Origin of the sequence: Agrococcus sp. TSP3-2-1 (assembly GCF_049897585.1) — a bacterium.
In the GTDB taxonomy this organism is placed as follows: Bacteria; Actinomycetota; Actinomycetes; order Actinomycetales; family Microbacteriaceae; genus Agrococcus.
The window spans coordinates 216,190-236,067 of record NZ_JAFCWN010000005.1; the positions used below are offsets into that span (position 1 = coordinate 216,190).

Consider the following 19,878-nt stretch of genomic DNA (forward strand, 5'->3'; position numbering starts at 1 on the left):
GTGCGAAAGTTGACACCGTTCGACTCAAGGTGAGAAACTTGAGCCATTGCGACTCAAGTCAGCAGCGCCCGCCGGGCGCGGTCGCAGCCGGGGTTCCGGGAGACGGACCCACCGCCAGGCACGTCGGCGGGCTCGTCTGCCGGAATCAGGCAATGAGCGCAGCGCGAGCTGCGAACAGGAGGCAAGCACATGGCACGAGCAGTCGGCATCGACCTCGGCACCACCAACTCCGTCGTCGCGTTCCTCGACGGCGGCGAGCCCACCGTCATCGCGAACGCCGAGGGATTCCGCACGACCCCCTCGGTCGTCGCGTTCGTCAAGGACGGCGAGACCCTCGTCGGCGAGCCGGCGAAGCGCCAGGCGGTCACGAACGTCGATCGCACCATCACGTCGGTCAAGCGCCACATGGGCACCGACTGGAAGCAGGAGATCGACGGCAAGCAGTACACGCCGCAGGAGATCTCGGCGCGCATCCTCGGCAAGCTCAAGCGCGACGCCGAGACCTACCTCGGCGAGAAGGTGACGGATGCGGTCATCACCGTGCCCGCGTACTTCAACGACGCCGAGCGGCAGGCGACGAAGGAGGCCGGCGAGATCGCGGGCCTCAACGTGCTCCGCATCATCAACGAGCCGACGGCCGCTGCGCTCGCGTACGGCCTCGACAAGGGCAAGGAGGACGAGCTCATCCTCGTCTTCGACCTCGGTGGCGGCACGTTCGACGTCTCCCTCCTCGAGGTGGGGAAGGACGACGACTTCTCCACCATCCAGGTGCGCGCGACCGCCGGCGACAACCGCCTCGGCGGCGACGACTGGGACGACCGCGTCGTCGAGTGGCTCAAGCAGCGCTTCAAGGAGCAGTCGGGCGTCGACGTCTCGAACGACAAGATCGCGATGCGCCGCTTGAAGGAGGCCGCCGAGCAGGCGAAGAAGGAGCTCTCGTCGTCGTCGACCACGAGCATCCAGCTGCCCTACTTCTCGCTCACCGAGAACGGCCCCGCCAACCTCGAGGAGACGCTCACCCGCGCGCAGTTCGAGAACATGACGAAGGACCTGCTCGAGCGCACCCGCAAGCCCTTCGAGGACGTCATCCGCGAGGCGGGCATCCAGGTGAGCGACATCGCGCACGTCGTGCTCGTCGGCGGCTCGACCCGCATGCCCGCGGTCACCGAGCTCGTCAAGCAGCTCACCGGCGGCAAGGAGCCCAACAAGGGCGTCAACCCGGATGAGGTCGTCGCCGTCGGCGCCGCCCTGCAGGCCGGCGTGCTGCGCGGCGAGCGCAAGGACGTGCTGCTCATCGACGTCACCCCGCTCTCGCTCGGCATCGAGACCAAGGGCGGCATGATGACGAAGCTCATCGAGCGCAACACCGCCATCCCGACGAAGCGCTCCGAGACCTTCACGACCGCCGAGGACAACCAGCCCTCGGTCGCGATCCAGGTCTTCCAGGGCGAGCGCGACTTCACGCGCGACAACAAGCCGCTCGGCACGTTCGAGCTCACCGGCATCGCGCCGGCGCCGCGCGGCGTGCCGCAGATCGAGGTCACCTTCGACATCGACGCGAACGGCATCGTGCACGTGTCCGCGAAGGACAAGGGCACCGGCAAGGAGCAGTCTATGACGATCACGGGCGGCTCGAGCCTCTCGAAGGAGGACATCGACCGCATGGTGAAGGACGCCGAGGCGAACGCGGCGGCCGACAAGGCGCGCCGCGAGGCCGCCGAGCTGCGCAACACCGGAGAGACGCTCGTCTACTCGGTCGAGAAGGTGCTGACCGACAACGCCGAGCAGCTGCCCGACGACGTGAAGAACGACGTGCAGGCGGATGTCGACGCGGTGAAGTCGGCCCTCGCGGGCGATGACGACGAGGCTGTGAAGACGGCGGTCGAGAAGCTGCAGCAGTCGCAGTCGAAGCTCGGCGAGGCGATCTACCAGCAGTCGCAGGCACAGGGCCAGCCGGATGCGTCGGGTGACGAGCCGCAGGCCGCCCCGGCGGAGGACGACGATGTCGTCGATGCCGAGGTCGTCGACGACGAGGACGAGAAGAAGTAGCCATGACGAGTCACGAGGACGACAAGCGCGACGAGACCGAGGGCCGCGAAGAGCCCAAGGTGCACGACAAGCGCCGCATCGACCCCGTGACGGGGGAGCCCCGCGAGGCGGCAGCCGACGCTGCCGCCTCCGGGGCCGCCCCGTCGGAGGGCACGGCGCCCGAGGGTGCCGCGAGCGACGACCTGAGCGAGGCGGACCGCGCCCTGCTCGAGGGCGAGGCCGCGGCCATCGAGGCGGAGCGCGCGGCGCTGCAGGCGAAGTCCGAGCAGCAGCAGGACGAGCTCGCGCGGCTCAGGGCCGAGTACGTCAACTACCGCAACCGCACCGAGCGGGAGCGCGCGGGTGACCGCGACGCGACCATCGCATCCGTCATCACCTCGATGCTGCCGGCGCTCGACGACCTCGATCTCGCCGACAAGCACGGCGATCTGGTCGAGGGCGCGCTCGCGATCGTGGCGCAGAAGCTGCGCGCCTCGTTCGAGCAGCTCGGCGTCGTGAAGCTCGGCGAGGTCGGCGAGGCGTTCGACATCGACAGGCATGAGGCCGTCGCGCAGCTGCCGAACCCGGAGGTGACCGAGATGGTCGTCGCCGACGTCGTGCAGGCGGGCTACCGCGTGGGCGAGCGCGTGCTGCGCGCGGCCAAGGTCGCGGTGTTCGTCCCGGCGGAGTGATGCCGGCGCGAGAGGGGAGCGGCGTGAGCCGCGAGCATCCGAGGGAGGTGGAGCATGGCTAGCAACGACTGGTTCGACAAGGACTTCTACGCCGTGCTCGGCGTGCCCAAGGACGTCTCGGAGGCCGACCTCAAGAAGACCTACCGGAAGCTCGCGCGGCAGTACCACCCGGACTCCAACCCGGGTGACGCATCCGCCGAGGCGAAGTTCAAGGAGATCTCCGAGGCGCACGCCGTGCTCTCTGACCCGAAGCAGCGGCAGGAGTACGACGCCGTCCGCGCGATGGCGGGCGGCCGGCCGCGCTTCGCGCCCGGCGGCTCCGGCGGCTTCGAGGACATCTTCGGCGGCTTCGGCGGCGGTGGCGGCGGCCCGCGCGTGCAGTACTCGCAAGGCGACTTCGAGGACCTGCTCGGCGGCATGTTCGGCGGCCAGAGCGGGTTCGGCGGGGGCTTCGGCGCCCGTCGGCCCGCCAAGGGCCGCGACGTCACCGCGCGCGCGGCGCTCGACTTCACCTCGGCGGTGCAGGGCGACACGCTCAAGCTCACGGTCGGCGGGAAGACCATGACCGTCAAGATCCCGGCCGGCGTGCACGACGGGCAGAAGATCAAGCTGCGCGGCAAGGGCGACCCCTCGCCCTCCGGCGGCGAGCCCGGCGACCTCATCCTCACGGTGCAGGTGCGCCCGCACCCGGTCTTCACCATGGACGGCCTCAACCTGCGCGTCGACGTGCCGGTGACGTTCGCCGAGGCGGCGCTCGGCGCGACGATCGAGGTGCCGACGCTCGGCGGCAGCCCCGTGCGGCTCAAGGTCGCGCCCGGCACGCCCTCGGGTCGCGTGCTGCGCGTCAAGGGGCGCGGCGTCGCCGGCAAGCAGGGCACGGGCGATCTGCTCGCGACCATCCAGGTCGTGGTGCCGAGCCACCTCACGAAGGCGCAGGTTGAGCACCTCGAGGCCTTCGTCGAGGCGGGCCCGAAGGAGTCGCCGCGCGCCGAGCTGCTCGCGAAGGCGAAGGCGTCGTGATGCGTGCAGCGCCGTCGGGCCTCGACGAGACGTCGCCGATCTTCTCGATCGCGGCGGCCGCCGAGCTCGCCGGCCTGCACGCGCAGACGCTGCGCCAGTACGACCGGCTCGGGCTCGTCGAGCCCGCCCGCACCGCGGGCAACACGCGCCGCTACTCGATGCGCGACGTCGGGCGGCTCAAGCAGGTGCAGCTGCTCTCGAGCGAGGGCGTCTCGCTCGAGGGCATCCGCCGCATCCTCGCGATGAGCGACGAGAACCGCGAGCTGCGCGCGCGGGTGCGGAAGCTCGAGGCGGCACTGGCGGATGCGGTGATGCAGCAGCAGGGACGCCGCGTGTTCGCGGCGGGCTCGGCGGGCATCACGACGCTCCGCGCGGGCGCGCGCCCCTCGAAGCCCGGCTCCGTCGTGCTCTGGGGCCCGCAGCCGCGCCGCTGAGCGGCAGCCCCGCGTCGGTCTCGCGGCCGCAGGCGACGCATCGAGACCCCGATGCGATGATGGTGCCCGTGGACGACCCGGCACGCCGCGACCGCGCAGAGCGCGGCGCTCGCGACGAGCCCGGGGCCGCCCGGCCGGATCCCGCCGCGCCGCCGCTGCCCGGCACCGCGACGCCCGTCCCGGTCGACGCGGCAGCGCGGGCGGCCGCTGCCGGCCGAGCACACGCCGTGCGCGCCGAATCCGCGCCGGCTCGCGATGCGCTCGTCCCGACGACCGCGCTGCAGACCCGCGCGGCCGAGCGGGAGCGCCGACGCCGCGAGCGCGAGCGCGAGCGCGAGCTCCAGCTCGCCGCGATGCCCGCGTATGCGCCGCCGCCCATGCTCCAGCCCCCGCACGCCGCCGCCCCGCCGGCCGCCCCTCCCCTCCCGCCGCAGAGTGTCGGCACTCTGCTGTCCGGCGGCCCCGCAGCAGCAGAGTTCCGGCACTCTGCGCCGGCCGCGGCGGCGCTGCCCGGCTATGCGCCTGCGCCGGGCTACGGCCCGCCCGCGGGCTACGCCGTGCCGATGCACCCGGCGGCGCCGTACGCATCCGCAACCCCGTACCCCTATGCGGCCCACCCGCCACCGCCGCGCCTGCCGTGGTCGCGCCGGCAGACGCGCGCCGCGGTGCTCAGCTCGTGGCTCGGGCAGACCGTCATGGCGCTCGCGACGCACTTCCTCGTCACCTACTTCTCGATCGTCGGGTTCGCGTGGCTGCTGCACGCCACCGGCGAGCCGATCGGCACGATCGAGGCCGACTCGCTCACCTCGACCGTCGCGCTCTGGACGATGCCCGACCGCGTCGTCGCCACCGCGATCATCGGGGCGATCGTCGGCGGCGGCCTGCTCGCGCTCGGCGCGATCCTCAGCCGCCAGTGGGGCAGGGCTGCCGGGCTCGCGAAGCCGCACCGATCCGCGTGGCTCGCGTGGCTGTGCACGACGGGCGCGACGGGGCTCCTGGGCTTCGCCTACTGGCCGGGCGCGATCGTGGTCGCGATCGTCGCAACCGTCGCGAGCTCCTCGGCCTCGCTCACGCTCGGCTCGATGTGGACGACGCTCTTCGGGCTGCTGGGGATGGCGGTCGTGCTCACGGGCGGCGTCGGGCTGCTGTTCGGCTGGCTCTTCCTCTCGACGTCGCGGCCGCGCGTCGACCCGCGCGCGATCGCCGCCGCGCAGGAGGCCGCCGCCGAGGCCGCGGCTCGCGCGCGCGACGAGGCCGAGCTCACTCGGGTGCGGCTGCGCGGAGCGCGCACGTGAGCCGAGCCGCCGCTCGCGCGCCGCGACCCGATGTGCTCGACGAGGCACAGCGCGCGGCGGTGCGGTCGGCAGGCGCCGTGGGGCTCTCGCTCGTCGCCGCGGGCGCCTCGCTCGTGTGGAGCATGCTCGCCGCCGCGCTCGTCGTCATCGTGCTCCGCGCCGCGATCATCGACCTCTTCGACGACGTCGAGTGGGGGCTCGCGGTCGTCGACTGGATCGAGCGGCTCGACGCCTCGTGGCTCGTGCCCGTCGTGCTCGTGCTCGTCGTGCTCGCCGTCGCCGCCGGCGCGCTCGGCTGCTGGCTCTCCACCCGCCGCATGCGGCAGGCCGGCGTCGTCGCGGCGGCGGCCGTGACGTTCCGCGGCGCGGCCCTCGGCACGGCGCTGCAAGCGGCGCTCTCGACGCTCTCGAGCTGGCTGCTCGGGCTGCTGACGCTCCTGACCGGCACGCTCGGCTTCTGGCTCGTCGCCGGCATCTGGGTGCTCGCCTCCATCGCCCTCTCGACGCTCATCGGCTGGCTCGCCGGCCCCCGCACGTGGCTCGCGATCGCGCGCCGCGAGGCGCGGCGCGCGCAGGAGGCCAGCGCGCTCTCCTGACCCTTGCGCGCGCGCACGCTGCCGAGCATGCTCGGAGCCGCGGCGGCGCGCGCGTCGCCAGGGCGAGGAGGCACGGATGCGACTGGTCGCGCACGAGTTCATGACCCTCGACGGCGTCATGCAGGGCCCCGGCGGCCGCGACGAGGACACCGAGGGCGGCTTCCGCTGGGGCGGGTGGGTCGGGTTCGGCTTCGACGAGGCGGTCGGCGAGGTCGTCTCGGGCTGGTTCGAGCGCACCGACGCGCTGCTCTTCGGCCGCCGCACGTACGACATGATGGCCGGCTACTGGCCGCAGGTGACCGACGACGGCGATCCCGTCGCGCAGCGGCTCAACACCGCACCGAAGCACGTCGTCTCCACGACGCTGCGGCTCGACGAGGCGCCCTGGGCCGGCACCGAGTCGGTCATCGCCGACGACGTGCCCGAGCGCATCCGCCGCTTGAGGTCGGCGGGCGACGGCGAGCTGCAGGTGCACGGCTCCTGGCTGCTGCTGCAGACCCTGCTCGCCGAGCACCTCCTCGACGAGCTGCGGCTCATCGTCTTCCCCGTCGTCGTGGGCGCGGGCAAGCGCGTCTTCGACCGCGTCCCGCAGCCGACCGGGTTCGAGGTGGCGGATGCGCGAGTCGCGCCGAGCGGTGCCGTGGCGATGTCGCTCACCCCGGCGCCGTTCCGCACCGCGACCTACGAGGTCGTCGACGGCCGCGAGGTGATGGTCGAGGAGGAGCGCGACGACCTCGACTGACGCGGCTCAGCGGGTCGCGACGGCCTTCGCGAGCATGCGCCTGGCCGCGCGCACGCGCACGGGCCGGCAGCCCGCATCCGTGAGCCTCGCGACGATCTCGGGCTCGCGGCCGGCGAGGATGAGCCCCCGCTTGACGAGGAACGCCGGGCTCTTGCGCCGCTCGCGCAGGTCGCGGGCGAAGCGAAGCGTCATCGTGAGCCATCGCGAGCGGTGCACGCACAGCGCGTCGGCGAGGATGCCTCGCCGCTCGGCCTCGGCGACGACCTCGGCGACGAAGACCCCCTCGGCGACGAACAGGCGCCCGCCGTCGAGCGCGACGGGATGCTCGCCCACGGTCGCGCTCCGGGAGATGTCGTAGACGGGCGCGGTCGTGCAGCCGGTGCGGGCGAGCTGCTCGAGGGCGTCGAGCGCCCGCTCGCGGTGCCACGAGCCGGGGTGGTCCCAGTCGACCTCGCCGGTCTCGAGCCGAGGGAGCGCGGGGTCGTCGCCCTCGCGGTAGAAGTCGTCGAGCCGCAGCACCGGGAGCCCGGAGCGCTCGGCGATGCGCGACTTGCCGGAGCCGGACGCCCCGCCGATGAGCACGACGCGCGCGAGGGGCTCGTCGGCGGCGGGCATGGGCTCCATCTTCTCACGGCGCCCCCGGGCCACGGCCGTGGCGCCGCCGTCGGCGAGCGCGCGTGCCGTTCAGCCGCGCGTCAGTGGCGAGCCGCCATGCTCGAGGCATGCGCGTGCTCGTGGTCGACGACGAGGTGCGCCTCGCCGACGGGATCCGGCGCGGCCTGCTCGCCGAGGGGATGACGGTCGACGTCGCGCACGACGGCGTCGACGGGCTGTGGCGCGCGCGAGAGTTCGCCTACGACGTCGTGCTGCTCGACGTGATGATGCCCGGGATGAGCGGCTATCGCGTGTGCCAGGCGATGCGCGCGGAGGGGATCTGGACGCCGGTGCTCTTCCTCACCGCCAAGGACGGCGAGTGGGATGAGGTCGAGGGGCTCGACACCGGCGGCGACGACTGGCTGACGAAGCCCTTCTCCTTCCCCGTGCTCGTCGCGCGCATCCGCGCCCTCGCGCGTCGCGGGGGCCGTGAGCGGCCGGTCGTGCTGGAAGCGGGCGACCTGCGGCTCGATCCCGCGGCGCGCACGGCGCATCGCGGCGACGAGCGGCTCGAGCTGAGCGCTCGCGAGTTCGCGGTGCTCGAGCTGCTCATGCGGCGGCGCGGCGAGGCGGTGACGAAGCGCGAGCTGCTCGACGACGTGTGGTCGGAGGACTTCGAAGGGGATCCGAACATCGTCGAGGTGTACGTCGGCCGGCTGCGGCGGAAGATCGACCGGCCGTTCGGGCGCGAGGCGATCCAGACCGTGCGCGCCGCGGGCTACCGGCTGGCGGCCGACGGTGGCTGACGACGCGGCCGAGCGGCGACCGCCCCGCCGCCCGTCCATCCGGCTGCGCATCGTCGCCGCCGCCGTCGCGGTCGTCACCGTCGCGCTCGGGGTCGGCGCCGCGACGCTCGTGTGGACGCTCGAGCGCATGCTGCAGGCATCCGTCGCCGAGCAGCTCGCCGACGAGCTCGATGCCCTCGCGCAAGGCATCGACGAGGGCACCATCCAGACCGCGGCGCTCGTGCAGCGCGACGACGACGTTCTCGTCGCGCTGCGCTCGCCGACCGGGGTCGTCGTCAACACCGACGCGGCTGCCGCGCTGCCGGTGCCGGAGGGCCGGGCACCGATGACCGCGACGGTCGACGGGGAGCGCTTCGTCGTGGTCGCGGCGGAGGCGGAGGCCGGCACGATCGTCGTCGCGCGATCGCTCGCGCCGGTCGACGACGCAGCGCGCTCGACGACCGTGCTGCTCGCGGTCGCGGTGCCGCTCGCCGTCATCCTCGTGGCGACGGTGGTGTGGATCGTCGTCGACCGCGCGCTCGCGCACGTCGACCGGATGCGGGCGCAAGTGGACGACATCGACGCGACCGGGCTCGACCGCCGCATCGAGGCGTCGAGCCGCGGCGACGAGCTCGACCGGCTCGCGGCGACCATGAACCGCATGCTCGACCGCATCGAGGCCGACGCGCGGTCGCGCCGCCGCTTCGTCTCGGATGCGTCGCACGAGCTGCGCTCGCCGCTCGCCTCGATGCGGCAGTTCGCCGAGCTCGCGCGCGCCCACCCGGACGCGCTCGCGCCGGGCGAGCTGTCGGAGGTCGTGCTGCACGAGGGCGAGCGCATGCACGGGATCGTCGAGGCGCTGCTGCTGCTCGCGAGGCTCGACGAGCGCGGCCGCGGGAAGCTGCAGCCGGTCGACCTCGACGGCCTTGCGCTCGAGGAGCTCGAGCGCACCCGTGCCCTCGGCCTCGCCGTGGACGGCGCAGCGGTGCGCGCTGCGCCGGTCGAGGGCGACCCGCGGCTGCTCGCCCGGGCGACCCGCAACCTCGTCGACAACGCGCTGCGCCACGCGCACCAGCGGGTCGCGCTCGGCTCGGTCGTGCGCGACGGCCGGGCGATGCTCTGGGTCGACGACGACGGCGCCGGCGTGCCGATCGAGGACCGGGAGCGCGTCTTCGAGCGCTTCGTGCGGCTCGACGAGGGGAGGGCCCGCGACGGCGGCGGATCCGGGCTCGGCCTCGCGATCGTGCGGCAGGTGGCGCGGGCCCACGGCGGTGACGCCTGGGTGACGGGCGCACCGCTCGGCGGGGCGCGGTTCGTGCTCGAGCTGCCGGCAGCGAGCGAGTCGCGCGGCGCCTGACACCCCGTTCAGCATCGTTCAGTCGTGCGTCAGCGCCGGCCGAGGAGGGTGGAGCCATGAACGAGCACCAGCACCCAGAGGACCAGTCGCGCGACGCCATCGGCGCCGACGACCCGACGCCCCGGCACCCCGACGCGCCCGCCGAGGCCGACACTCCCGACATCATCCTGGACGACGCGGCCGAGCCGACGGCGCGCCGTCGGGGCCGCGGCATCCTGCGGCCCCTTCTCATCGGCACCGCCGCCGCCGCGGTCGTCCTCGCGGTCGCGGGCGTCGGCCTCTCGATCGCCGACGCGATGGACGACGACGATCCCGCGCCCGCCGCGTCGTCCTCGGCCTCCGCCGAGCCCGGCGACGACCGCGACGACGACGTCGCCGCAGTCGCGGATGGCACGGTGCCCGCCGAACCCGCCGACCTGGAGGCCGCCATCGAGGCCGCCGTCGTCGCCGCGGGCGGCGGCGACGCGACGAGCGTCGAGGTCGAGCGCGACGGCTGGAAGGTCGATGTGCGCCTCGCCGACGGCAGCGAGGTCGAGGTTCGGGTGCCGCTCTCGGGTGAGCCGGTCGTGCGCGCCGACGACGACGGCGACGACTCGAGCGACCTGCCGCTCGACCCCGCGCGCGTCGCGGAGATCAGCGACGCGGCGATCGCGGCCGCGGGCGGCGGGGTCGTGGTCTCGATCGAGACCGAGGACGACGCCGACGTGCGCTTCGAGGTCGAGGTCCTGCTCGGCGACGAGGACGTCGACGTCGAGCTCGCGGAGGACCTGTCGGTGCTCTCCGTCGAGCACTGACACGTCCGGAGCGCCCGGCGAGCCCCGCTCGCTGGGCGCTCCGGCTGTGCCGCGAGCGCCGGATCACCGGGACGACACGCCGAGGCGCGTGGAATCCGGGGTGCGGGATGCGCGTTCTCGGTGCCGTGCGCGCAGTCCTGGCGCGCGCAGCGGGTGGGGGAGAGCAGGCTGCAGATCGAGCACGAGTCGGCGCCGGAGTGCGCGTCCAGCACGCCCGCGTCGGGCGCACGACGCCGAGGGATGAAGCGGGATCCTCGGATCGCCGTCGCGGCCCTCGCCGCCGCCGTCATCGCGATCGCCGGCGTCGGAGGCACCGCCGTCGCGAGCGCGGCGCCCCCGACCGCGCCGCTGAGCGTCGCTGACGTGCACCCCGAGGTGGGCGCGGCCGAGGTCGACTGGCCGGTGGGCGTCGCCGCAGCGGCTTTCCGGGTCGAGGGCGTCGACGGTGCTGTCGGCAGCGCGGGCGAGGCTGGACCGCTCCCCATGGCGAGCATCGCGAAGCTGCTGTTCGGCCTCGTGCTCCTCGACGCGCAGCCGTTGGCGGCCGGCGAGCAGGGGGCGTCGATCACGCTCGACGACAGCGACGTCGCCCACCTCGTCGATGGCGTGCGCGACGGCGCCTCGGTGCTGCCGGTCGCGGTGGGCGACGTGCTCACGCAGCGCCAGCTGCTCGAGGCCGCGATGCTCATGAGCGCGTCGAACGCCGCGATGACGCTCGCCGACTGGGCCTTCGGCAGCCACGACGGCTACCTCGCAGCCGCCGAGCGCTATCTGGCCGAGCGCGGCATCGAGGGCATCCAGGTCGCCGACGCGAGCGGCTTGAGCGACCGCGGGGTCGCCACCCCCGCCGGCCTCCTGCAGCTCATGGGCGCTGCCGATCGCGAGCCCGCGCTGCTCGAGATCACCGGCACCGCCACGACGACGCTGCCGCGCGTCGGGCAGGTGCGCAACACCAACGAGGCGCTCGGCCGCGCCGGGATCGACAGCGGCAAGACCGGCAACCTCCACGCGCACGGACGCACGGTGCTCGCGGGCGCGACGCGCACCGTCGACGGAGCGCCCGTGCGCATCCACGTCGCCCTGCTCGGCATCCAGCCGGGCGTCGACCGGGGTGCGGCGGCCGCCGCGCTCGTCGACAGCGTGGTCGCGAACGTGCATTGGCTGACAGTGCTGCCCGCTGGCGCCGCGGTGGCGCAGTACGACGTGCCGTGGGACGACCCGGTCGCGCTCACGACGACGTCGCCCATCCGCTTCCTCCATTGGCGCGGAGCGCCGGTGACGGTGACGGTGGATGCGCCGCCCGAGTGGCGACCGGAGGGCGCGGCGGCGCTCCGGGTCGGCTCGAGCGCGACCTCCTGGGCGCTCGAGGCGCCCGGGCAGCTGCGCGAGCCGAGTCCCTCCTGGCGGCTGCAGCAGGCCGCGGGCGCGCTCCTCGCGCTGTAGGCGTCAGTCGGCGTCGACGAAGCGCGCGAGCACCTCGGTGAACACCTTCGGCTGCTCGGAGTGCACCCAGTGGCCCGCGCCCTTGATCGTCACGCGGCGCACGTTCGGGAAGCGCGCCTCCATCGCCGGTGCGAACTCGTCGCGCACGTAGCCGGAGTCGGCGCCCGCGATCCACAGCACCGGGCCGTCGTAGACGGCGTCGGTCTCCGGGAAGCCGCGCAGCACCGCGAGGTCGCGGCGCAGCACCTCGAGGTTCGGCAGCCACCGCCAGCCGTCGCCCTCGCGCTGCAGGCTCTGCAGCAGGAACCCGCGCACGCCGGGATCGGGTGCGGCCTCGGCGAGCGCCTCGCTCGCCTCGGAGCGGGAGCCGAGCGCCGACAGGTCGATCGCGAGCATCGCGTCGATGTAGCGCGCGAACTCGTCGGTCGAGCGGTAGGCGACGGGGGAGACGTCGACGACGCACAGCCGCTCGACCTTCTCGGGGTGGCGCAGCGCGGCGAGCATCGCAGCCTTGCCGCCCATCGAGTGGCCGACGAGCGCTACCGGCTCGTCGATCGCGCTCGCCACCGCATCCGCCATCTCGAGGTAGTCGAGGCGCTCGGTCCAGCCGGAGCGGCCGTGGTTCGGCATGTCGACGAGCGTGACGCGGTGCCGGTCGGCGAGCGCCTTCGCGATCTGCGTCCAGTTCTTGCCCTGCCCGAAGAGCCCGTGGCAGAGCATGACGGGCGAGCCGCGCTCGCCGAGGCGGGTCAGGTGCAGGTCGGTCACGTCGCCACGCTACCGGCGCGACCCGCGAAGGCAGCAGGAAGGCGCGGCGACCGCCGGGTGGCGGTGCCGCGCCTGCGGAGCGGCACGGCTCAGCTCGTCGAGCCCGCGGGCGCCGTCGCCGACTCGCTCTCGCTCGAGCGCGAGCCCTCGCCGGTGCCGATCTGCGTCTGCCCGCCGCCGGCGTGCTGCACCTCGATCTTGCGCGGCTTCGCGCGCTCGGCGACCGGGATGGTGAGCGTGAGCACGCCGTGCTCGTACGACGCCTCGATGCGGTCGAGGTCGACGTCGTTGCCGAGGCTCAGCTGGCGCATGTAGCGGCCGGCGGGTCGCTCCTGCGCGATCCACTGCCGCTGGTCGCCGCCGCCGATCGTGCGCTCGGCCTGGATCGTCAGCGTGCCGGCGTCGATGCCGAGGTCGATCGAACCCGGGTCGATGCCCGGCAGGTCGACGTGCACGACGTAGTGATCGCCGGAGCGGTAGAGATCCATCGGCATCCAGCTCGAGGCCGCCGCGGCGCCACCGGCGCCGCTCAGCAGTCGAGCGGTCATCCTGTCCATCTCGCGGAACGGGTCGAAGGTCAGTGCCATTGACAACCACCTCCTCCACGTGCGGCCGCGCCCTGTGCGACGGCCGTCGGTGTCTTCGGCAGCTCCCGGGAACCGCCCCGAGGAGCGGCTCCATTCTAGCACTCGACCCAAGAGAGTGCTAACGCCTCGCTTCGAGGCTGCTGGGAGTCGGAGGCGGGCTGGCGGCTACCGGCGATCGCCCACGTCGAAGCCCGCGCGATCCACGCGGCGGTGGAAGCGCATGCCCGCGAGGCCGCCGAGCACGGCCCCGATGAGCGCGACGACCGCGACCACGACCGCCGAGATGACGGTCGCGAGCGTCGCTTGGTCCTCCGGGAGCGGCAGGGTCGGCATCGCGCCGGGCGGCAGCGCGAAGTTCTGCCCCGCGACGAGCCCGATGATCGCTGCGACGATCGCGATCACGACCGCCCACACCCAGACGGCGACGCCTTGCTTCGCGCCGTCGAAGCGCGCCATCCGGCCGGCGACGTAGCCGCCGCAGTAGTAGGCGACGAACCAGATGACGAGCAGGATGACCGCGCCCCAGATGCCGGCGGACTGCAGGTCCTGCTGCGCTCCCTCGACGACCTCGTCGACGTCGCGGCCCGAGAGCGATGCGATGAGCGCGCCGATCGCCGCGGCGAGCGCGATGAGGAGCACCACGGCGCCGGTGGCGGTGAGCCAGCCGAAGAACGCCGCGCCCACCTTCACCCCGCCGAAGCGCTCGCGCTCCCGCGCGACGACGGCCTCGCGATCGTGGCGGAGGTCGCCGGTCACGCGGTCGTCGTCGTGCCGACGCTCGCGGGCGTCCGTGGCTCCGGAGCGGTCGTCGTCGTGCCGGCGCGCTCGCGCGTCGGGGGCATCGGCGCGGCCGTCGTCGCGCGTCGAGGCATCCCGGTCCGGATCGAAGGGGCGGCTCCGCGGAGTGGAGTCGTCCGGGCCCTGTGTGGTCATGTCGAGCTCCTCACATCGGTCACGTCGTCGTGGTCGATCGGGGCGCCGGTTGCGGCGACCGTCCCCTCAGTATCCGCGGCCGAGCGCATCCGGCCCGGTTTTCCTAGCCAATGTCCAGCATCCGTAGTAAACTTGAGTCAACAGCACTCAAGTTCGGATCGCCAGGACCAGGAACGATGGAGGAGCCATGGCACGCATGGGCGGCATGATGCCGGGTCAGGAGGAGCAGCAGTCGGCGCTCGAGCAGTTCGGCACCGACCTCACCGAGATCGCCCGCTCGGGGCGGCTCGACCCCGTGATCGGTCGCGACGAGGAGATCCGGCGCATCAGCCAGGTGCTCTCGCGCCGCACGAAGAACAACCCCGTGCTCATCGGCGAGCCCGGCGTCGGCAAGACGGCCGTCGTCGAGGGCCTCGCGCAGCGCATCGTCGCGGGCGACGTGCCCGAGAGCCTCAAGGGCAAGTCGCTCGTCGCGCTCGACGTCAACGCGATGATCGCGGGCAGCAAGTACCGCGGCGACTTCGAGGAGCGCATGAAGAACGTGCTCGCCGAGATCGCGAAGGCCGAGGGCCGCATCGTCACGTTCATCGACGAGCTGCACATCATCATGGGCGCCGGCGCGGCCGAGGGCAGCCAGGGCGCGAGCAACATGCTCAAGCCGATGCTCGCGCGCGGCGAGCTGCGCCTCATCGGCGCGACGACGCTCGACGAGTACCGCGAGTTCATCGAGAAGGACGCCGCGATGGAGCGGCGCTTCCAGCAGGTCTACGTCGGCGAGCCGAGCGTCGAGGACACCGTCGCGATCCTGCGCGGCCTCAAGGAGCGGTACGAGGCGCACCACAAGGTCACGATCGCCGACAGCGCCCTCGTCGCAGCCGCATCCCTCTCGAACCGCTACATCACCGCCCGCCAGCTGCCCGACAAGGCGATCGACCTCATCGACGAGGCCGCGAGCCGGCTGCGCATGGAGATCGACTCGGCCCCGACCGAGATCGACCAGCTGCGCCGCACGGTCGACCGCATGGAGATCGAGCGCCTCGCCCTCAAGCGCGAGCGCGACGACGCGTCGAAGGAGCGGCTCGCCGAGCTCGAGGCGACGCTCGCGGAGCGCCGCACCGAGCTGAAGGCGCTCGACGAGCGCTGGCAGACCGAGCGCGCGAGCCTCAACCGCATCGGCGGGCTGCGCGAGCAGCTCGACGAGCTGCGCGGCCGCGCCGAGCGCGCGCAGCGCGAGGGCGACCTCGAGCGTGCCTCGCGGCTGCTCTACGGCGAGATCCCGCAGGTCGAGCAGCAGCTCAAGGAGGCCGAGGCGCACGCCGCCGAGTCCGGTGCGCGCATGGTCGGCGACCAGGTGACGGAGGACGACATCGCCTCGGTCGTCGCGGCGTGGACGGGCATCCCGGTCGGCCGCCTGCTGCAGGGCGAGACCGAGAAGCTCCTCGCCCTCGAGGACGAGCTCGCGAACCGCGTCGTCGGCCAGCGCGAGGCCGTCTCGGCGGTCTCGGATGCGGTGCGCCGCAGCCGCGCGGGCGTCTCGAACCCGAACCAGCCGACGGGCTCGTTCCTGTTCCTCGGCCCGACCGGCGTCGGCAAGACCGAGCTCGCGAAGGCGCTCGCCGAGCTGCTCTTCGACGACGAGAAGGCGCTCGTGCGCATCGACATGTCGGAGTACGGCGAGAAGCACTCGGTCGCGCGGCTCGTCGGCGCCCCTCCCGGCTACGTCGGCTACGAGCAGGGCGGGCAGCTCACCGAGGCCGTGCGCCGCCGGCCCTACTCGGTCGTGCTCATGGACGAGGTCGAGAAGGCGCACCCGGAGGTCTTCGACCTGCTGCTGCAAGTGCTCGACGACGGCCGCCTGACCGATGGGCAGGGTCGCACGGTCGACTTCCGCAACACGATCCTCATCCTCACCTCCAACCTCGGCTCGGCCTTCCTGACCGATCCGACCATCTCGACCGAGACCGCGCGCGAGCAGGTCATGGGCGCGGTGCGCGCGGCGTTCAAGCCCGAGTTCATCAACCGGCTCGACGACATCGTCATCTTCGACGCGCTCACGCAGGAGGAGCTCGGCGCGATCGTCGGCATCCAGGTGCACGCGCTCGACCGGCGCTTGCGCGAGCGCCGCCTCACGGTCGACGTGACGGATGCGGCGAGGCAGTGGCTCGGGGAGCGCGGCTACGACCCCGTGTACGGCGCGCGGCCGCTGCGCAGGCTCATGCAGCGCGAGATCGACGATCGGCTCGCGCGGGCGCTGCTCGCGGGCGAGGTGCGCGACGGCGACCGGGTGGTCGTCGACGTCGCTCCCGACGGCTCGGGCCTGTGGGTCGGCGCCGAGGGCGCGGAGCGGCCCGCGCAGTGGTCGTTCGACGCCGACGTGGTCGACGACGTCGACGAGGTCATCGACGCGGAGCCGCTCGACGAGCCCTGACTCGGTCGCCCCACGGCGGCGTGCACAACGCAAGCCCGCAGGCGGAACCGTGCGGCGCATCCGCTCACCGAGCCGGATCCGCCGCGATCCGCCCTCGGCGGGCTTGCGTTGTGCACGGGCCGGATGCCGTGGGAGCACGCGCTGCACGGCAGAATCGAGCGGTTGCCCATCGCTCGACGACCGGAGGACCCATCGTGGCCATCGCCCCGCCCAGCTCCGGCAGCGAGGCGGCGCTGCCACCGCTGAGCGGCGGGCCGCATCGCACGCGGCTCGGCGTCATCTCGATCGTCGCGTGCTTCGGCGGTCTGCTGTTCGGCTACGACACGGGCGTCATCAACGGCGCGCTGCAGCCGATGAGCGCAGAGCTCGGTCTCGAGGCGCTCACCGAGGGGATCGTGACGAGCTCGCTCGTCTTCGCGGCGGCCTTCGGCGCGCTGCTCGGCGGTCGCATCTCCGACGGGATCGGCCGCCGCTCGATGCTCATCGCGCTCGCGGTGCTGTTCTTCATCGGCACGTTCGTCGTCGTGCTCGCGCCCGGCTTCCCCGCCGTCGTCGTCGGTCGCGTGCTGCTCGGCCTCGCGGTCGGCGGCGCCTCGACCGTCGTCCCCGTCTACCTCGCCGAGCTCGCGCCGTTCGAGATCCGCGGCTCGCTCTCCGGCCGCAACGAGGTCGCGATCGTCTCGGGGCAGCTCGCCGCCTTCGTCGTCAACGCGGTGCTCGGCAGCACCCTCGGGCACGTCGACGGCGTGTGGCGCATCATGTTCGCGGTCTGCGCGCTCCCCGCGATCGGGCTCTTCGTCGGCATGCTGCGCATGCCCGAGTCGCCGCGCTGGCTCGCCGAGCGAGGGCGGCGGGACGAGGCGCTCGCGGTGCTGCGCTCCGTGCGCGCGAGCGAGCGCGCCGTGGCGGAGCTCGAGCACATCGAGGCCCGGCTCGGCGCCGCCTCGGCGACGCCGCGGGATCGCGCGAGGCTCCGCTCGCTGCTCGCGGACCGCCGGCTGCGCCGCGTGCTGCTCGTGGGCATCGGCGTCGGCGTCGCCCAGCAGCTCACCGGCATCAACGCGATCATGTACTACGGCACGGCCGTGCTCGAGGAATCGGGCTTCGACCGCTCGGCGGCGCTCATCGCGAACATCGCGCCGGGCATCATCGCCGTCGTGGGCGGGCTCGTCGCGCTCCGGCTCATGGACCGCATCGACCGGCGCACGACGCTGCTCACGGGCTTCGCCCTCACGACGCTGTGCCACGCGCTCATCGGGATCGCGTCTGTCGCGCTCGAGCCGGGGCACCCCATCCGCCCCTTCGTGCTGCTCGCGCTCGTCGTCGCCTTCGTCGGCGCGATGCAGACGTTCCTGAACGTCGCGACCTGGGTCTACCTCTCCGAGATCTTCCCGCTGCGCGTGCGCGGCCTCGGCATCGGCATCGCGGTCTTCGCGCACTGGCTCGCGAACGGCGCGCTCGCGCTCGCCTTCCCCTCGCTGCTCGACGCGGTCGGCATCACGGGCGCGTTCTTCCTCTTCGCGGCCGTCGGCGCGCTCGCGCTGTGGTTCATCGCGACCCACGTGTTCGAGACGCGAGGCCGCAGCCTCGAGGGGCTCGAGGCCGACATCGCGAGCGGCGAGCTCTTCGCGCGACCTCGACGGGGCACGGCACGCCGCTGAGCATCAGCGGCCGCTGAAGGTCAGTGGAACGGGCAGCGCCCTCCGCCGCCGCTGCGCGGTCGGCGGTGCGCGCTCCGCACCATGCCGCCCGAGGCGGGCTTCGTCGGCATGCGCCGGCGGCCGACCTCGAGACCCTCGCCGAGGATCGTCACGCGCGGGTCGCTCAGCGCGGCGATCGCGCTCGTGAGCGTCGAGAGCGTGACCTTCTCGCCCGGGCAGCGGTGACCGGTCGAGGGATGCCCGCCGCCTTGCGGCACGAACGCGCCCATCGCCTCGATCTCCGCCCAGTCGTCGATGCCGACGAAGCGCTCCGGGTCGAACTCGCCCGCGCGCTCCCAGCTCGACTCGTCGAGGTCGGTGCCGAGCACGTCGAGCAGCAGCAGCCCGCCCGCGCTCACGCTCTCGCCGTCGAGCTCGACCTCGTCGATCGCGCGGCCCGGGAGCATCGGCACGAACAGCGCCGTGCGCCGCACCTCGTGCGCGAAGGCCGTCGCGAGCGGGCCGCCCGTGAGCTTCCCCCGCTCGGCGGTCTCGGCCGCGATGCGCTCGCGCCACTCGGGCCGCTCGTGGAGCGCCTTCGCGGCGAAGGCGACGAACCGGCACACCGCGATCGCGGGCCGGAAGGAGTTCTGCACCTCGATGCCCGCGAGCCGGGCCGGCAGCAGCTCGCCCTCCTGGTCGCGGTGCCAGGCCCAAGCGTGCAGCGCGGTGCCCGCCGTCGCCTCGAGCTCGCCCGCGCGCACGGCTTCGATGAGCGCGCTCGCGTGCCGGTCGGACCACCAGCGGTTGGCCATCGTCAGCAGGAACTCGGGGGAGTAGGGGACGCCGAAGCCGTCGACGATCTGCGCCTGCCGCCTCGCCCAGCGGGTCTTCGCCTCGGGGGTGCCGGGCAGGCCGGCCCAGCGCTGCATCGCGCGGCCGATCGCGCCGACCGCGGCGTCATACGCGGAGCGCTCGCCGCCCGCGATCCAGTCGGCGAGCTCCTCGCTCCACTCGCGCTCGAGGTGCGGCTCGAGGCGGCGCACCTCGGCGTCGTCGTACGCGAGCCCGAGGAAGGTCTGCTTGCGGTGCCGGTGCGCGGCGGTGTCGAGCGAGTGCACCGAGCCGTGGCCGAAGAGCGACTCCTGGATCGCCATCGGCATCGCGCCGTGCCTGCGCACCTTGGATTCGTCGTAGAAGAGCTCGACCGCCTCCTCACCGCGCATGAAGAGCGCGTCGCCGCCGAGCGCCGTCGTCCGCACCGCGCGGGCTCCCGGGCGAGCCCGCTGCCAGATCGCCTCGCTCGTGTCGTAGCCGCGCGTGAGCAGCAGGAGGGCGTCGTCCTTCAGGGGGTTTGCCATGCCCCGGACCGTATCGAGCGCACCTGAGCGCCCCTGCGGAGCCGCGGCCCCGCGCGCTGTCCGCGACCGAGGTCGTGCTCGTCAGCCGGAGTACGCCTTCCTGGCACTCGGAGGCGCCGGGGCTAGGTGATGTCAGACCGCTGCTGATAGGCTGGGGTCACTGCGCGAGCAGGGCATCGCTGCCGGCTCGCCTGCGTCGTTGAACGCTCCTCTCTCCGCCCGGTTCTCGGGCGTCGATGAACCTTCCACGGCGAACGATCGCGGCCACCGCCGCGCTCGCCGAACTGCGTCGACGCATCCACCCAAGAACCCTGCCCGCACGAGTGTGCGGTCGGCCCGGATGCGCGCGCACGCTCACAGAAAGAGCATCCGTTGACTGAC

Annotated in this window: 18 protein-coding genes; 13 read left to right on the forward strand and 5 right to left on the reverse strand. The window is 73.4% G+C overall.

The window, feature by feature from the left end; genetic code table 11:
• Positions 1-189: 189 nt before the first annotated feature.
• The 7 genes from dnaK (at position 190) to ACP7BI_RS09375 (ending at position 6,807) form a co-directional block, all read left to right on the forward strand.
• Positions 190-2,049: a molecular chaperone DnaK gene (dnaK, locus tag ACP7BI_RS09345; RefSeq protein WP_425845434.1), complete on the forward strand. Its 1,860-nt coding sequence runs from the start codon at positions 190-192 to the stop codon at positions 2,047-2,049.
• 2 nt (positions 2,050-2,051) lie between these two features.
• Positions 2,052-2,720 carry a nucleotide exchange factor GrpE gene (locus ACP7BI_RS09350; RefSeq protein WP_425845437.1) on the forward strand — a complete coding sequence of 223 codons (669 nt, stop codon included), beginning with the start codon at positions 2,052-2,054 and terminating at the stop codon, positions 2,718-2,720.
• Positions 2,721-2,774: 54 nt separating this feature from the next.
• The gene (locus ACP7BI_RS09355; protein ID WP_026372839.1) at positions 2,775-3,740 is read left to right on the forward strand and encodes a DnaJ C-terminal domain-containing protein; all 966 of its coding nucleotides are present in this window, start codon (positions 2,775-2,777) and stop codon (positions 3,738-3,740) included.
• Positions 3,740-4,174 (forward strand): heat shock protein transcriptional repressor HspR, encoded by a 435-nt coding sequence (locus ACP7BI_RS09360; RefSeq protein ID WP_425845439.1) that lies wholly within the window; start codon positions 3,740-3,742, stop codon positions 4,172-4,174. The genes ACP7BI_RS09355 and ACP7BI_RS09360 overlap by 1 nt, the downstream gene beginning before the upstream one ends.
• Before the next feature lie 68 nt (positions 4,175-4,242).
• Positions 4,243-5,469: a hypothetical protein gene (locus ACP7BI_RS09365; RefSeq protein ID WP_425845441.1), complete on the forward strand. Its 1,227-nt coding sequence runs from the start codon at positions 4,243-4,245 to the stop codon at positions 5,467-5,469.
• The gene (locus tag ACP7BI_RS09370; protein WP_425845443.1) at positions 5,466-6,065 is read left to right on the forward strand and encodes a hypothetical protein; all 600 of its coding nucleotides are present in this window, start codon (positions 5,466-5,468) and stop codon (positions 6,063-6,065) included. The genes ACP7BI_RS09365 and ACP7BI_RS09370 overlap by 4 nt, the downstream gene beginning before the upstream one ends.
• A 76-nt stretch (positions 6,066-6,141) precedes the next feature.
• Entirely contained in the window at positions 6,142-6,807 is a 666-nt protein-coding gene (locus tag ACP7BI_RS09375; protein WP_425845444.1) for a dihydrofolate reductase family protein, read from the forward strand.
• Positions 6,808-6,813: 6 nt separating this feature from the next.
• Here ACP7BI_RS09375 and ACP7BI_RS09380 read toward each other — a convergent pair whose 3' ends face one another.
• Entirely contained in the window at positions 6,814-7,422 is a 609-nt protein-coding gene (locus ACP7BI_RS09380; protein ID WP_425845447.1) for a uridine kinase family protein, read from the reverse strand.
• 107 nt (positions 7,423-7,529) lie between these two features.
• On the opposite strand from ACP7BI_RS09380, the gene ACP7BI_RS09385 reads away from it, so the two are divergent.
• From ACP7BI_RS09385 to ACP7BI_RS09400, 4 genes are all read left to right on the forward strand, one after another.
• Positions 7,530-8,207, forward strand: a complete 678-nt coding sequence (locus ACP7BI_RS09385; RefSeq protein WP_026372835.1) for a response regulator transcription factor — start codon at positions 7,530-7,532, stop codon at positions 8,205-8,207.
• On the forward strand, positions 8,200-9,543 hold the full coding sequence (locus ACP7BI_RS09390) for a sensor histidine kinase (RefSeq protein ID WP_425845449.1): 1,344 nt from the start codon (positions 8,200-8,202) through the stop codon (positions 9,541-9,543). Before ACP7BI_RS09385 ends, ACP7BI_RS09390 begins: the two co-directional genes overlap by 8 nt.
• Positions 9,544-9,599: 56 nt before the next feature.
• Positions 9,600-10,337, forward strand: a complete 738-nt coding sequence (locus tag ACP7BI_RS09395) for a hypothetical protein (protein WP_425845451.1) — start codon at positions 9,600-9,602, stop codon at positions 10,335-10,337.
• A gap of 240 nt (positions 10,338-10,577) precedes the next feature.
• Positions 10,578-11,780, forward strand: coding sequence for a hypothetical protein (locus ACP7BI_RS09400; protein WP_425845454.1), 1,203 nt, complete (start codon positions 10,578-10,580; stop codon positions 11,778-11,780).
• A gap of 3 nt (positions 11,781-11,783) precedes the next feature.
• Here ACP7BI_RS09400 and ACP7BI_RS09405 read toward each other — a convergent pair whose 3' ends face one another.
• The 3 genes from ACP7BI_RS09405 to ACP7BI_RS09415 all read right to left on the reverse strand — a co-directional run bounded on the left by ACP7BI_RS09405 (position 11,784) and on the right by ACP7BI_RS09415 (position 14,068).
• Entirely contained in the window at positions 11,784-12,548 is a 765-nt protein-coding gene (locus tag ACP7BI_RS09405; protein ID WP_425845456.1) for an alpha/beta fold hydrolase, read from the reverse strand.
• 89 nt (positions 12,549-12,637) lie between these two features.
• Positions 12,638-13,135 (reverse strand): Hsp20/alpha crystallin family protein, encoded by a 498-nt coding sequence (locus ACP7BI_RS09410; protein ID WP_425845458.1) that lies wholly within the window; start codon positions 13,133-13,135, stop codon positions 12,638-12,640.
• 165 nt (positions 13,136-13,300) lie between these two features.
• On the reverse strand, positions 13,301-14,068 hold the full coding sequence (locus ACP7BI_RS09415) for a hypothetical protein (protein ID WP_425845461.1): 768 nt from the start codon (positions 14,066-14,068) through the stop codon (positions 13,301-13,303).
• 187 nt (positions 14,069-14,255) lie between these two features.
• Between ACP7BI_RS09415 and ACP7BI_RS09420 the strand changes: the two genes are divergently transcribed.
• Positions 14,256-16,496: an ATP-dependent Clp protease ATP-binding subunit gene (locus ACP7BI_RS09420; RefSeq protein WP_425845463.1), complete on the forward strand. Its 2,241-nt coding sequence runs from the start codon at positions 14,256-14,258 to the stop codon at positions 16,494-16,496.
• 194 nt (positions 16,497-16,690) lie between these two features.
• Positions 16,691-18,157: a sugar porter family MFS transporter gene (locus ACP7BI_RS09425; RefSeq protein ID WP_425845465.1), complete on the forward strand. Its 1,467-nt coding sequence runs from the start codon at positions 16,691-16,693 to the stop codon at positions 18,155-18,157.
• 20 nt (positions 18,158-18,177) lie between these two features.
• Here ACP7BI_RS09425 and ACP7BI_RS09430 read toward each other — a convergent pair whose 3' ends face one another.
• Positions 18,178-19,497 (reverse strand): cytochrome P450, encoded by a 1,320-nt coding sequence (locus ACP7BI_RS09430; protein ID WP_425845468.1) that lies wholly within the window; start codon positions 19,495-19,497, stop codon positions 18,178-18,180.
• Between the last annotated feature and the right edge of the window lie 381 nt (positions 19,498-19,878).

Bases quoted from the DNA above. Each gene is read 5' to 3' on its own strand.
- dnaK (WP_425845434.1), top strand. From the start codon at position 190: ATGGCACGAGCAGTCGGCATCGACCTCGGCACCACCAACTCCGTCGTC.
- ACP7BI_RS09415 (WP_425845461.1), bottom strand. From the start codon at position 14,068: ATGACCACACAGGGCCCGGACGACTCCACTCCGCGGAGCCGCCCCTTC.
- ACP7BI_RS09385 (WP_026372835.1), top strand. From the start codon at position 7,530: ATGCGCGTGCTCGTGGTCGACGACGAGGTGCGCCTCGCCGACGGGATC.
- ACP7BI_RS09350 (WP_425845437.1), top strand. From the start codon at position 2,052: ATGACGAGTCACGAGGACGACAAGCGCGACGAGACCGAGGGCCGCGAA.
- ACP7BI_RS09395 (WP_425845451.1), top strand. From the start codon at position 9,600: ATGAACGAGCACCAGCACCCAGAGGACCAGTCGCGCGACGCCATCGGC.
- ACP7BI_RS09375 (WP_425845444.1), top strand. From the start codon at position 6,142: ATGCGACTGGTCGCGCACGAGTTCATGACCCTCGACGGCGTCATGCAG.
- ACP7BI_RS09380 (WP_425845447.1), bottom strand. From the start codon at position 7,422: ATGCCCGCCGCCGACGAGCCCCTCGCGCGCGTCGTGCTCATCGGCGGG.
- ACP7BI_RS09430 (WP_425845468.1), bottom strand. From the start codon at position 19,497: ATGGCAAACCCCCTGAAGGACGACGCCCTCCTGCTGCTCACGCGCGGC.
- ACP7BI_RS09400 (WP_425845454.1), top strand. From the start codon at position 10,578: ATGAAGCGGGATCCTCGGATCGCCGTCGCGGCCCTCGCCGCCGCCGTC.
- ACP7BI_RS09410 (WP_425845458.1), bottom strand. From the start codon at position 13,135: ATGGCACTGACCTTCGACCCGTTCCGCGAGATGGACAGGATGACCGCT.
- ACP7BI_RS09420 (WP_425845463.1), top strand. From the start codon at position 14,256: ATGGCACGCATGGGCGGCATGATGCCGGGTCAGGAGGAGCAGCAGTCG.
- ACP7BI_RS09355 (WP_026372839.1), top strand. From the start codon at position 2,775: ATGGCTAGCAACGACTGGTTCGACAAGGACTTCTACGCCGTGCTCGGC.
- ACP7BI_RS09360 (WP_425845439.1), top strand. From the start codon at position 3,740: ATGCGTGCAGCGCCGTCGGGCCTCGACGAGACGTCGCCGATCTTCTCG.